Source organism: Streptomyces sp. Y309, from assembly GCF_056712025.1.
This window is the reverse complement of the sequence record NZ_CM160048.1, coordinates 6,117,426-6,130,808: the sequence shown is the minus strand read 5'-3', so window position 1 is coordinate 6,130,808 and position 13,383 is coordinate 6,117,426. Positions and strand designations below refer to the sequence as shown.

8 protein-coding genes are annotated in these 13,383 nt (G+C 73.0%); 1 reads left to right on the top strand and 7 read right to left on the bottom strand.

Going from position 1 to position 13,383, the window contains the following annotated elements; translation table 11 throughout:
- Positions 1-61 precede the first annotated feature (61 nt).
- Entirely contained in the window at positions 62-1,195 is a 1,134-nt protein-coding gene (proB, locus tag AC0KTA_RS25120) for a glutamate 5-kinase (RefSeq protein ID WP_481050480.1), read from the bottom strand.
- Positions 1,196-1,505: 310 nt separating this feature from the next.
- On the opposite strand from proB, the gene AC0KTA_RS25115 reads away from it, so the two are divergent.
- Positions 1,506-3,590, top strand: a complete 2,085-nt coding sequence (locus AC0KTA_RS25115; RefSeq protein ID WP_481050479.1) for a hypothetical protein — start codon at positions 1,506-1,508, stop codon at positions 3,588-3,590.
- 192 nt (positions 3,591-3,782) lie between these two features.
- Here the strand turns inward: AC0KTA_RS25115 and obgE are convergent, their stop codons facing one another.
- The 6 genes from obgE to AC0KTA_RS25085 all read right to left on the bottom strand — a co-directional run bounded on the left by obgE (position 3,783) and on the right by AC0KTA_RS25085 (position 13,282).
- The gene (obgE, locus tag AC0KTA_RS25110) at positions 3,783-5,231 is read right to left on the bottom strand and encodes a GTPase ObgE (RefSeq protein WP_481050478.1); all 1,449 of its coding nucleotides are present in this window, start codon (positions 5,229-5,231) and stop codon (positions 3,783-3,785) included.
- A gap of 139 nt (positions 5,232-5,370) precedes the next feature.
- Entirely contained in the window at positions 5,371-5,625 is a 255-nt protein-coding gene (gene rpmA, locus AC0KTA_RS25105; protein ID WP_030362615.1) for a 50S ribosomal protein L27, read from the bottom strand.
- 14 nt (positions 5,626-5,639) lie between these two features.
- Positions 5,640-5,960 (bottom strand): 50S ribosomal protein L21, encoded by a 321-nt coding sequence (gene rplU / locus AC0KTA_RS25100; protein ID WP_114036861.1) that lies wholly within the window; start codon positions 5,958-5,960, stop codon positions 5,640-5,642.
- 217 nt (positions 5,961-6,177) lie between these two features.
- Positions 6,178-7,551: a phospholipase D-like domain-containing protein gene (locus AC0KTA_RS25095; RefSeq protein ID WP_481050477.1), complete on the bottom strand. Its 1,374-nt coding sequence runs from the start codon at positions 7,549-7,551 to the stop codon at positions 6,178-6,180.
- Positions 7,552-7,801: 250 nt separating this feature from the next.
- Positions 7,802-12,217: an Rne/Rng family ribonuclease gene (locus AC0KTA_RS25090; RefSeq protein WP_481050476.1), complete on the bottom strand. Its 4,416-nt coding sequence runs from the start codon at positions 12,215-12,217 to the stop codon at positions 7,802-7,804.
- Positions 12,218-12,481: 264 nt separating this feature from the next.
- Positions 12,482-13,282, bottom strand: coding sequence for a TIGR03936 family radical SAM-associated protein (locus AC0KTA_RS25085; RefSeq protein ID WP_481050475.1), 801 nt, complete (start codon positions 13,280-13,282; stop codon positions 12,482-12,484).
- Positions 13,283-13,383: the final 101 nt, after the last annotated feature.

Sequence of the window (13,383 nt, the reverse complement as noted above, 5' to 3'; positions counted from 1 at the left end):
CCGTCTCCGGGGGTTCGTGGTGCACTTTCCGCCGGGCTTGTGGTGCAGCTGTTCCGGAACGTCAGGGATGCAGGAGGACCAGGTCGTCCCGGTGCACCACTTCGCGCTCGTAGGCGGGTCCGAGCTCGCGGGCGAGCTCGCGCGTGGAACGGCCGAACAGGCGTGGCAGTTCCTTGGCGTCGAAGTTCACCAGGCCGCGCGCGACGGCCCGCCCCGCGGTGTCCCGCAGCTCCACCGGGTCGCCCGCGATGAACTCGCCCTCGACCGCCGCGATGCCGGCGGGCAGCAGCGACTTGCGGCCCTCGACGACCGCCCGCACCGCCCCGTCGTCGAGGGTGAGGGCGCCGCGCGGCGCGGAGGCGTGCTGGAGCCACAGCAGGCGGTCGGCCGAGCGGCGTCCCGTGGGGTGGAAGTGGGTGCCGGTGTCGCGGCCCGCGAGGGCGTCCGCGGCCTGGCTCGCGGAGGTCAGCACGACGGGGATGCCGGCGGCCGCGGCGATCCGGGCGGCCTCGACCTTGGTGACCATGCCGCCGGTGCCGACACCCGCCCGGCCCGCGCTGCCGATCTTGACGTGCTCGATGTCGCCGGGCCCCGTGACCTCGGCGATCCGCGCGGTGCCGGGGGCGGTCGGGTCGCCGTCGTACAGGCCGTCCACGTCCGACAGGAGCACAAGGAGGTCGGCGCGGACGAGGTGGGCGACGAGGGCGGCGAGGCGGTCGTTGTCGCCGAAGCGGATCTCGTCGGTGGCCACCGTGTCGTTCTCGTTCACGACGGGCAGGGCGCCCATCGCGAGCAGCTTGTCGAGGGTGCGCGAGGCGTTGCGGTGGTGGGCGCGGCGGCTGGTGTCGTCGGTGGTGAGCAGGATCTGGCCGACGCGGACGCCGTAGCGCGCGAAGGAGGCGGTGTAGCGGGCGACGAGCAGGCCCTGGCCGACGCTCGCGGCGGCCTGCTGGCGGGCCAGGTCCTTGGGGCGGCGGCGCAGGCCGAGCGGGGCGAGCCCGGCGGCGATGGCCCCGGAGGAGACGAGCACGATCTCGCGCTCCCCGCCGCTCCTGCTCTTGGCCAGTACGTCGACGAGCGCGTCGACGCGGTCGGCGTCGAGCCCGCCCGACGCGGTGGTCAGGGACGACGACCCCACCTTCACGACGACCCGGTGGGCCCCAGCGACGTCCGCCCGCCCCTTTGTCCCTGTCACGGCCCTTGTCACGCGCTTCCCCAATGGTCCCCATGTGCTGTGGACCAGCAATCTACGTGAGTACGCGGCGGGGGCGCCCGTACGTTTCGGCTGGCGGACGCGGGTCTCGGCGATCCGTGACCTTTGCCCCTTTATCCGGTGATTGGCGTCACGGAAGATTGCTACGGAGGCACCGAGCGTCATACGGTCAGGGGTCTTCCACTCATCCGGATGGGTGTCGACCACTTATCCGGATAGGTGTCGTCCACACATCCGGACCCCGCACAGCCCTTCCCCCGTCCGACACGCCCCCCGCCAGGAGCCCCAGCCCGTGCCCTCCGCCGGACTCGCCCCCCGCCGCGTCGTACAGCTCACAGCGCTGCTGTCGATGTTCGCACTCTTCACGGCGCAGCTCGTCTCCGCGCTCGTGCCGTACGTACCGGTGTTCGTCGCCGCGTCCGCGGCGAACCTCGCGCTCGACATCTATCTGCAGTACAAGCAGCCGGGTCTGCTCTCCCTCCTCGGCAAGATCCGGTTCGACGTCACCGTCCGGCAGTTGCTGCGCGACATGCTGGTCCTGGTCGGCCTGCTGCGCATCGACGGCATCGAGCCGCTCGCCGAGCAGTCGCCGCTGACCATCACGCTGCTCGCGTTCTACGCCCTGCACTTCTTCTGCCAGGCCGTCGCCGTCATGGTCCGCCGCGCCCGTACGCTGCCGATCGTCACGCGCAACATCGACACCTCCGCGCTGCACCTGAGCGCCGCCCCGCCGCGCATACTGGCCCGCCAGCAGGCGCGCCGCCTGCTCAGCTTCTCCGTGCCGGCGACGGCCGGCCTGGTCCTGACGGCGGCCACCACGGACGCGTACTGGGGCGTCATCGGTCTCGGCGTCTCCGTCGTCATGATGGGCGGCGGCGCCGCGTACCTGGCGACCTGGCTGCTGCCGAAGAAGCGGGCGAAGAGCGACCAGGCCGTCATGGAGTGGCTCGACAAGTGGCTGGCCGAGTACCAGCCCACCGTCGCCATGTACTTCTCCGGCGGCACCACGTCCGCGTACCAGGCGAACATGTGGCTCTCCACGCTGTCGCAGCTCGACGGCAACCCGCTGATCGTGCTGCGCGAGCGCTTCATGGTCCAGAAGATCGACTCCACGGACGTGCCGATCATCTGCTTCCCGAAGGTCGCCACGATGTTCTCGCTGGAGACGTCGACGCTGAAGATGATGCTGCACCCGGCGAACGCCGCGAAGACCTCGCAGGTCCTGCGCATCCCCTCGCTCAAGCACGCCTTCATCAACCACGGCGAGAGCGACAAGCTGTCGTCCTGCAACCCGTACGCGAAGGCGTACGACGAGGTGTGGGTCGCGGGGCCCGCCGCGCGCGAGCGCTACCAGCTCGCCGACATCGGCGTCGAGGACAAGGACGTGGTCGAGGTCGGCCGCCCCCAGCTCTCGCCGATCCGGCCGTACGCGGGCGCTCCCACGGGCGCGTACACGACCGTCCTGTACGCCCCGACCTGGGAGGGCTGGGACGGCAACCCCGGCAACACCTCGGTCGTCCTCGCGGGCGAGAACATCGTCCGGCACCTGCTTTCCGACCCCGCCGTGCGCCTCGTCTACAAGCCGCACCCGATGACCGGTTCGCAGAACCCGGCGGCGGGCGCCGCCAACGAGCGCATCAAGGCCATGATCCGCGAGGCCAACACGCGGCGCTCCGGCGCCCGCCCCGGCCCCGAGGCGGCGGCCGAACTCGCCCGCCGCACGGACGCGTTGAACCTGCTCACCGCGAAGAAGTTCCGCAAGAGCGTGGACGAGATGGAGCGGATGATGCTCCAGGGCATGCCCGACGGCGACAGCCGGGCCGCGATCGCCGAGGCGACCGCCGCGTGGGAGTCGGCGTACTGGGCCTCGCTGCCCGAGTGGGAGCACCAGATCATCACCGAGTCCCGCCCGGCGATCTTCTCCTGCTTCAACCAGGCCGACCTGCTGATCAGCGATGTCTCCTCGGTCGTCTCGGACTGGCTGAGCAGCGAGAAGCCGTACGCCGTGGCCAACACCTCCGGGATGAGCGAGGCGGACTTCCGCTCCGGCTTCCCGACCGTGCGCGCCGCGGCGATCCTCGCGCCCGAGGCGGACGGCGTGCCCGCCCTCCTGGAGGCCGTGCGCGTCCCCGAGAAGGACGCGTACGCGGAGGCCCGCGCCGAGCTGAAGGAGCACCTCCTCGGCCCGTCCGACCCGCCCTCCCTGGTCCGCTTCAACGCGGCGGCCCTCGCCCTGTCCGCCAAGTCCGACGCCCGCCGCGCCCGCGTGGCGGCCCGCCAGGGCGCGGAGATCCCCGGGCAGCGCGAGGAGTCGACCGAGACGGCGGAGGCCGCGGAAGCCGCGATGGACGCGGCGGAGGAGCTGGAGTCGGCGTAGCCCGCAGCTGACGCGAAAGGGCCCCGGAGCGATCGTTCGCTCCGGGGCCCTTCGTGTGGGACCAGGACCGCGGACGGCGTCCGACAGCTTCGTCCCTACGGCAAGACGGGTCCGACAGTAACGGGCGGGCGGGTGGGAGACCCCGCCGCGAAGCGGCGGGGAAGGGTTGCCGCCCCGCCCAAGGCCTACGGCCTAGAAGGGCTCAAAGTCGTCGTAGGCGCGCTCCGCCTCGTCCCGCTCCGCGTCCCGGTCCCTGCGCCGCTGCGCGGCGGGACGGGGCGCCTCGAAGCGGTGGTCCTCGCCGCGCCGCCCGAGCATCTCGGCTCCGGCGGACAGCGAAGGCTCCCAGTCGAAGACGACCGCGTTGTCCTCGGGGCCGATGGCCACGCCGTCGCCCGCCCGGGCGCCGGCCTTCATCAGCTCGTCCTCGACGCCGAGGCGGTTGAGCCGGTCCGCGAGGTAGCCGACGGCCTCGTCGTTGGTGAAGTCGGTCTGGCGGACCCAGCGCTCCGGCTTCTCGCCGCGCACGCGGTACAGCGCCTCGCCCTCGTCGTCCTCGCGCGTGACGGTGAAGCCCGCGTCGTCGACGGCCTTGGGCCGGATGACGATGCGCGTGGCCTCCTCCTGGGGCTTGGCGGCCCGCGCCTCGGCGACGAGCCCGGCGAGCGCGAAGGACAGCTCCTTGAGGCCCTTGTGGGCGACCGCGGAGACCTCGAAGACGCGGTAACCGCGCGCCTCCAGGTCGGGCCGCACCAGGTCGGCCAGGTCCTGGCCATCGGGGATGTCGACCTTGTTGAGGACCACCAGACGCGGCCGGTTCTCGAGCCCCGCGCCGTACTCCCGCAGCTCGGCCTCGATCACGTCGAGGTCGGACAGCGGGTCGCGGTCGGACTCCAGCGTCGCCGTGTCCAGGACGTGCACGAGCACGCTGCACCGCTCCACGTGGCGCAGGAACTCCAGGCCGAGGCCCTTGCCCTGGCTGGCGCCGGGGATGAGACCGGGCACGTCGGCGATCGTGTAGACGGTGGCGCCGGCGGTGACCACGCCGAGGTTGGGCACCAGGGTCGTGAACGGATAGTCGGCGATCTTCGGCTTGGCGGCGCTGAGCACCGAGATCAGCGAGGACTTGCCCGCGCTCGGGTAGCCGACGAGCGCGACGTCCGCGACCGTCTTGAGCTCCAGGACCACGTCACCGCTGTCGCCGGGCTCGCCGAGCAGCGCGAAGCCGGGCGCCTTGCGGCGGGCGGAGGCGAGCGCGGCGTTGCCGAGGCCCCCGCGGCCGCCCTGCGCGGCGACGTACGAGGTGCCGTGGCCGACCATGTCCGCGAGCACGTTGCCCTGCTTGTCCAGGACGACCGTGCCGTCCGGGACCGGCAGGACCAGGTCCTGGCCGTCCTTGCCGGAGCGGTTGCCGCCCTCGCCGGGCTTGCCTGCGGTGGCCTTGCGGTGCGGGCTGTGGTGGTAGTCGAGCAGCGTGGTCACGGACTGGTCGACGACGAGGATGACGTCGCCGCCCCTGCCGCCGTTGCCGCCGTCCGGGCCGCCGAGCGGCTTGAACTTCTCACGGTGAACGGAGGCACAGCCGTGGCCTCCGCTACCCGCGGCGACATGCAGCTCGACGCGGTCCACGAAGGTGGTCATGGTTCAGTGCCTCCAGATACGTACGGAAATGTCTTCTGCGTAACACGCGAAGGGCGGACCCGCTTCCCGATAACCGGGAAGAGAGGTCCGCCCTCGCAGAAATCGCTCGACGAGCGCCTGGTCAGTCAGAAAGACGGATTCAGGCGACCGGAACGATGTTCACGACCTTGCGGCCGCGGTGCGTACCGAACTCCACCGCACCGGCGTCCAGCGCGAACAGGGTGTCGTCCTTGCCGCGGCCGACGCCCGTGCCCGGGTGGAAGTGGGTGCCGCGCTGGCGGACCAGGATCTCACCGGCGTTGACGGTCTGACCGCCGAAGCGCTTCACACCGAGCCGCTGAGCGTTGGAATCGCGCCCGTTCCGAGTGGACGATGCGCCCTTCTTGTGTGCCATCTTGTCTCAGTCCCTTACTTCGCAGCCGTGGGGATGCCGGTGACCTTGATCGCCGTGTACTGCTGACGGTGACCCTGGCGACGGCGGTAGCCGGTCTTGTTCTTGTAGCGAAGGATGTCGATCTTCGCGCCCTTGTGGTGGTCCACGACCTCGGCCGTGACCTTGATGCCGGCAAGGACCCACGGGTCGCTCGTCACGGCGTCGCCGTCGACAACGAGCAGGGTCGAGAGCTCGACCGTGTCGCCAACCTTGGCAGTGGAAATCTTGTCAACCTCAACGATGTCGCCGACAGCAACCTTGTGCTGGCGACCACCGCTGCGCACGATGGCGTACACGCGGATCTCTCTCTCGCTCGGAACGGGACCCCCGCAGTCCAGCCGCCCCGCGCCGAGGGCGCGAACGGCCTCTCCCCGATTCCGTGCGGACGACCGCGCGATTTCCGGGAGGAATGAGGTTTACAGGGGTTGGGCGTGCATAGGAACACGCCGACGGTCAAGGTTACGGGGCACACCCGGACGGGTCAAACCGGGTCCCCGGCGGCGCCCGCGCCCGCTAGCGGGGCGTGGGCTTCTCGCCGTCCGGCGGCAGCGGCTTCACACCCCGGCACAGGTCCGTCTTGTCGTTGGTGCCCGGCCAGGCCACCTTCTTCACCCGGTCGAAGTGCCTGCGGTAGGTGTCGTGCACCGAGTCGTCGTCGACCTTCACGATCACCTCGTCGTTCTCGCGCAGCGCGGGCGCCGTGTAGTTCTGCGAACCGGTGAAGGAGACCTTGTTCCGCTTGCCGTCGTACACGCCGTCGATGAGGACGTACTTGCTGTGGATGATGTACGGCGTGGTCAGCTTCTGGCCGGGCACGAGGGGGTCCCGGTCGTCGTTGTAGCAGCGCAGGGTCGGCCCGCCGCGCTTGTGCAGCGCCTCCCAGGTGCCGGGGGTGCCGCCCTGGCTCTTGGCGCTGTCCGTCTCGGCGTACACCAGGTCGACGGCGCAGCCGGCCTTCTTCAGGGACACCAGCTTGTCGGCGATCTGCTTGCGCGTGATCTTGAAGATGGAGGCGCGGACCTTAGTCTGCCGCTTCACGCCGTTCGCGTCCTTGTAGGTGCACGAGACGTTGTTCAGGACCGAGTACATGGTGTCGGTCTCGTTGACCGTGCCCTCGCGCGGGAAGAAGTACGCCTTGTAGAGCCCGTTGCTGGCCGTGCGGTAGTCCCAGTTCCGCCAGTCCTTGCGCACCATGTCGTCGAAGTACTCGGCGAACGCGTCGTACATCGCGGGGTTGTCCGGCAGCAGCAGCGCGTCGTTGAAGAACTTGGTGTGCGCGGACGGCGTCGAGTTCGACGTGGTCTGTACGACGACGTCCCGGGCGCCCTTGACCTCGGAGAACAGCCAGAACTTGTTGTGCATGATCGACTTGCCGTGGCGCGGGTCGCCCAGGCACGACTTGTCCGTGGGGCACAGCCGGACGAAGGACTTCTTCGTCCGGTCCGTGCCGAGCGACGTCGCGAGCTTGGCGTACGACGGGTTGTCCGGGCGGTCCGTGCGGCTCGTGGAGTCCAGCAGGATCTGTACGTGGACGCCGCGCTCGCGGGCGTTCAGGAGGGCCTCGACGACCGGGGCCTCCCACACGTGGTAGACGGCGACCTTGATGGTGGAGCCGGGCACGGCCGCGTCGGTGAGCTGGATCAGGCGGGTGCGGATCGTGTGCTGGGCCTCTTCCGTGCCGAGCGGGTCGTTGAAGACGGGGCCCTCGGTCCAGGTGGGCGTGGCCGCGGCCCGGCCGTCCGGGGCGGCGCCCGCGGCGCCCGCACCCGCGGCCTGAAGGCTCGCCGCCGCGGAGAGCACCGTGGCGATCGCCGCGGCCTGCCGCCCTCCCTTGACCGGCTTCACGGCGCGGTGGCGGCCCGTGCCTCTGAGGCGCGACTGCGCCATGGTGCATCCCTCCCCTGACCCCGGCGCGCGGCTCCCCACGGCGCGCCCGCGTCATGTCTTCACGATCAACAACAATTCTTCACGGACAGCAAACCGCATGAGTCTTACAGGTGAGCCTGTCAGTTCCAAGTGGCGGCTGAAAACGGCGCATTGAGCGCGCCGGCCCGCCACACTGCGCCCCGACGCGCGGGTGCCCCCGCCCGGCGAGATCGCCGTGCGGGGGCACCGTGCGGTGACGCGTGACGTGCCGTCAGCCGGCGTCGGCCGGAGCCGGGGCCTCCGACTGCTCCGCGGCGGCGGCCTTCTTCGACGTCTTCGACGTCGTGGTCTTCGCCGCCTTCTTGGCCGTCGTCTTCTTGGCGGCCGTCTTCTTCGCCGCCGTCTTCTTGGCCGCGGTCTTCTTCGTCGCGGCCTTCTTGGCGGTGGCCTTCTTGGCCGTCTTGCGCGCCGCCTTCTTGGCGGCCGGAGCGGCTTCCTCGGCGGCTTCGGCGGCGGGCGCCTCGGCCTGGCCCTCGGACGGCCGCTCCGCGGCGGCCTCGGCGGGCTTGTCAGCCTTGTCCGATGCCGGGACGACCACGACGGCCGTCTCCTCCGGCGCGGTCGGCGCGGTCGCCTTGCGCACGGCACGGCGGCGCGGACGCGCCGGGGCCTCGGCGGCCACGGTCTCCTCGACCGGGGCGGCAGCCGGGGCGGCCTGCGCGACGGGCTCGGCGGCGGCCGGCGCCTCGGTGACCGCCTCCGGCTCCGGCTTGGCCGGCTCCGCGATGATCACCTCGCCGCCCTCGGCCGCGACCTTGGGCGAGCCGGCCGGAGCCGTCGCCTTACGCGTCGCGCGACGCCGCGTACGCCCCTTGGGGGCCACTTCGTCCTCGACGGGGGCGGCGGGCGCCTCGGCGGCGGGAGCGACCGGGGCCTCGGCGGCCACGGTCTCCTCGACCGGGGCGGCGGCCGGGGCGGCCTCCGCCTTGGCCCTGCCCGCACGGGACTTGGCCTTCTTCTCGGCGCGCCCGGCCTTCTCGGGCTTCTCCTCGCGCTCGGGCTTCTCCTCGCGCTCGTACGTGCCCGCCTCGGCCGTCTCCGACTTCGGCGCGCCCGCCGGGGCGGACGCCCGCCGCGTGGCGCGGCGCCGCGAACGGCCGCGGGTGGCGGCGGCCTCGGCCTCGGCCGGGCTGCTGTACAGGTCCTCGTCGGGCACGAACGCCGGCTCGGGCAGCGCGATCGGCTCGGCGATCTCGGCCGCGACCTCGGCCACCGTCTCGGCGGTCTCGGTCCCGGCCGTCTCGGCGGCCTCGAGCGCCGCGGCCTGGTCGCCGCCGCGCCCGCGCTTCTTGCGCTTGCCGCCGCCACCGGCGGTCGTCGCCTGGTCCATGTGGACGATCACGCCGCGGCCGTTGCAGTGCACGCAGGTCTCGGAGAAGGACTCCAGGAGGCCCTGTCCGACGCGCTTGCGGGTCATCTGCACCAGACCCAGCGAGGTGACCTCGGCGACCTGGTGCTTGGTCCGGTCCCGGCCCAGGCACTCCAGCATCCGGCGCAGGACCAGGTCCCGGTTGGACTCCAGGACCATGTCGATGAAGTCGATGACGACGATGCCGCCGAGGTCACGCAGCCGCAGCTGGCGCACGATCTCCTCGGCCGCCTCCAGGTTGTTCCTGGTGACGGTCTCTTCGAGGTTGCCGCCCTGACCGGTGAACTTGCCGGTGTTGACGTCGATCACGACCATCGCCTCGGTCTTGTCGATCACGAGGGAGCCGCCCGAGGGCAGCCACACCTTGCGGTCGAGCGCCTTGGCGAGCTGCTCGTCGATGCGGTACGTCGCGAAGACGTCGACCTCGGACGTCCACCGCTGCAGGCGGTCCGCGAGGTCGGGGGCGACGTGCTCGACGTAGCCGTGGATGGTCTCCCACGCCTCGTCGCCGCTGATGATGACCTTGGAGAAGTCCTCGTTGAAGATGTCGCGGACCACCCGGACGGTCATGTCCGGCTCGCCGTAGAGCAGGCTCGGCGAGCTGGTCGTGGTCATCTTCGACTTCTTGAGGATGTCCTCCCACTGCGCCTGGAGCCGCTCGACGTCACGGCGCAGCTCGTCCTCGCTCGCGCCCTCGGCGGCGGTGCGCACGATGACGCCCGCGTCCTCGGGAACGATCTTCTTGAGGATGGTCTTCAGCCGCGCCCGCTCGGTGTCGGGCAGCTTGCGGCTGATGCCGGTCATCGACCCTTCGGGTACGTAGACCAGGTAGCGGCCGGGCAGCGAGACCTGGCTGGTCAGGCGGGCGCCCTTGTGGCCGATCGGGTCCTTGGTGACCTGCACGAGCACCGACTGGCCGGACTTCAGCGCGGACTCGATGCGGCGCGGCCCGTTGGCCATGCCGAGCGCCTCGAAGTTGACCTCACCGGCGTACAGGACGGCGTTGCGGCCCTTGCCGATGTCGATGAAGGCGGCCTCCATCGACGGCAGGACGTTCTGCACCTTGCCCAGGTAGACGTTGCCGACGTACGACGTCGACTGCTCCTTGTTGACGTAGTGCTCGACGAGCACGTTGTCCTCGAGGACGCCGATCTGGGTGCGGTCGCCGTGCTGACGGACGATCATCTCCCGGTTGACCGCCTCGCGGCGGGCCAGGAACTCGGCCTCGGTGATGATCGGGACGCGGCGGCGGCCCTGCTCGCGGCCCTCGCGGCGGCGCTGCTTCTTCGCCTCCAGGCGGGTCGAGCCCTTGATGGACTGCACCTCGTCGGAGGGGGTGTCGTCGCCCTTCTTGCGGGGCTCGCGGACCTTGACGACCGTGCGCTCCGGGTCGCCGTCGCCCGGCTCGGCCTCGCCGGTGTCCCCGGCGCGGCGGCGACGGCGACGGCGGCGACGGCTGCTGCTGGAGCCGCCGCCGTTGGCCTCCGCACCCTCGTCGGAGTCGTCCTCGGCCTGGTCGGCCTCGGCCTCGGCCTCGTCCTCGCCCTGCTCGGCGTCGTCCGAGTCGGCCGAGCCGTCCGCGTCGGCGGACTCGCCGCGACGGCGGCGACGGCCACCGCGGCGGCGGCGCCGGCCCTGGCGCTCACCGGCGTCGTCGTCCGCGGCCTCGTCGGCCTCGGTCTCGGCGTCGGCCTCCGCCTCGGCGGGCTCCTCCGGCTCCTCCGCGGCGGGCGCGGGCGCGGCGGGCTGCTCGTCGGCGGCGCGGCGGCGACGACGGCGGCGCGGGCCGCCGGTCTCCTCCTCGGCGGCGGGCGCGGCCTCTTCGGGCTGCTCGGCCGCCTCGGCGGCGGCCGCGGCGGCGGCGCGCTCCGGGGTCTGGAACATCGGCTCGGCGAAGACGGGCGCCTGGAACACGGCGACGGCGGGACGCGCGGGGCGCCGCTCACCCTCCTCGTCGGACCGCGCGTCCGGCGCGGCGGGCGCGGTGAACCCGGCGGCGGCCTTGCGGGTGGCACGGCGACGACGGCCACGCGGGGCGTCGCCCTCAGCCTGCTCGGCGGCCTCGGTCTCACGGCGCGCACGGCCACGCGGCGCGGCCTCGGTCTCCGGCTGCTCGGCGGCTTCGGCCTCGCGGCCGGCACGGCCACGCGGGGCGGCCTGCGCCTGCTCGGGTCCTTCGGCCTGCGTGTCGCCCGCGGCCTGCGTGTCCGCGGCGGCCTGCGCGTCGGCCGCGGGGGCGGCGGCGCGGGTGGCGCGGCGGCGGGTGCGGGCGCGGGGCGCCTCGGCCTCGGCGGTGCCACCGGCGTCCGACGCCTCGGCGGCGGCCGCGGCAGCGGGTGCCTCGGACGTGGCCTCCGCGGCCTGCGCCTCGGCGGTCGGCGCGGACGAGCTGCGGGTCGCACGACGACGCGCACGACGCGGCGCGGCCTCGGCGGCGGGGACCTCGTCCGCCCCGGCGGCTGCGGGAGCCTCCACGGACGCGGCCTCGGTGGCCTGCGGCTCCGCGGTCTCCGCCGTCTCCGCGGCCTGCGCCTCGGCGGTCGGCGCGGAGGTGCTGCGCACGGCACGGCGGCGCGTACGGCGCGGGGCGGCCTCGGCCTCCGGCTGGGCGTCCTGCGGGGCGCTCTCGGGGGTCTGGGCCGCGGGCTCCGCGGCGGGCTCGGCCGGGCTCTCGGCCACGGCGGCCGCCGGCTGCTCCGTTCCGGTGACGGTCTGGGGCGCACCGGCGGGGGCGGAGGCGCGACGGGTCGCACGACGACGCGTACGCGCAGGCGCGGCCTCCTCGGCGGCGGGCTCGGCCGCGGCGGCCACCGGCTCTGCGGCGGGCTCGGCTGCGGCCTGCGCGGACGCGGCCGGAGCGTCGGTGGACGCGGCGGACTGCGGCGTACCGGCGGGCGCGGAGGCCCGGCGCGTCGCACGACGACGCGTGCGGGCGGGAGCGGCTTCCTCGGGAGCGGCCTCCTCAGCGGCGGCAGCGGGCTCGGGGGCGGTCGCCTCGGCGGCAACGGCCTCGCCCGTCTCGGCGGCCTCTTCGAGCTCCGTGAGCTCCTCGGACTCCTCGGCCTCCACGTCGGGGTCGACGGGGGCGGGGTCCACGGCGGTGGCGGGGGTGGCCGGTATGGCCGGCGCGGCGTCCGTGGTGGTGCCCGCGGGCGGTCCCGCGGGACGCGACGCGGCCCGGCGCCGGCGGCGCGGGGGCAGGGTGTCGCTGGGTGTGCTGTTGTTCGAACCCTCAGTGGGGTCGTTCGGCTCAAGCATGCGGGCGGTTCTCCCGTCACGCTCCCGGGCGCCGCGCCTGTACCGGACGTATCCGCGGCTCTCGCTTGCTGCGCGGGGCCGCCATCCGGGGGCGTGGGCGCCGCACGGGAGCTCTCTGTGTCTTGTCTCGCCGGTTCCGTACGCCTCTTGTGCGGACGGCCTGGCGAAAGTCTTCTGGTCAGTGCGCCGCCCGACCCAGGTGGCTCCCGAGTACGAGGGTGGCGCTGCGGTGTTCTCGGCGAACGTCCCTGCGCGGGACTGTCCCTACTCCGGCGCCTTCGCGGCGGCAGAATGGGCGACCCCTGAACGGGGGTGCCCATCGGCCGGGGCGGCCGTGACTGCCTCGCGGTCGGGCGCGAGCGGGTCGGTCACCGTGCCGGTCTCGTCATCGAAAAGCCCCTGCGCCAGCCTGGTCACCGCTGCGGGGACCGGCGGCGCCAGGTCGGCCACAGCTCGGAGACCGGACAGGACGTCGTCGGGTCGGACGGCAGGTGTCACGTGCCGTACAACCAGCCGCAGTATCGCACAGGGCTTGTCCGTCGGCCTATCGGCACGGGAGGCGAGCGCCTCCGGGCCGAGGGCGTCCAGGCTCACGACGGCCGCGCGGGCGTCGAAGGTCCGCATGCCGTTCTTCGTGCGGCGCTGGACCTCGACGGTCTCGGCGGCGCGGAAGGCGGCCGCGGCGCGCTCGGCGTCCGCGGGCTCGACGCCGTCCAGACGCAGCTCCCACACGGAGGCGGTGAGCCGGTCGGCGAGGCCGGAGGTGCGGGCCTCGACGGCGTCCGTGATGTCGAGTCCGTCGGGCAGTGACCCGTCGAGCAGCTCCCACAGCTTCCGCGGGTCGCGGTGCTCGGTGAGCGCGATCTCCAGATACTCGGCCTCGCTGCCCGTGCCGGTGGGTGCGGCATTGGCGTACGACACCTTCGGGTGCGGGGTGAACCCCGCCGAGTACGCCATGGGCACCTCGGCGCGGCGCAGCGCCCGCTCGAAGGCGCGCTGGAAGTCACGGTGGCTGGTGAACCGGAGGCGGCCGCGCTTGGTGTAGCGCAGTCTGATGCGCTGCACCGCGGGTGCGGGCGGCGGGCCTTCGGGCTGTCGCTTGCCCAGTGGAACTTCTCCTTGTGTACGCGATCCGTGACGCTACCCCCGCATCGGCGGGGAGGACG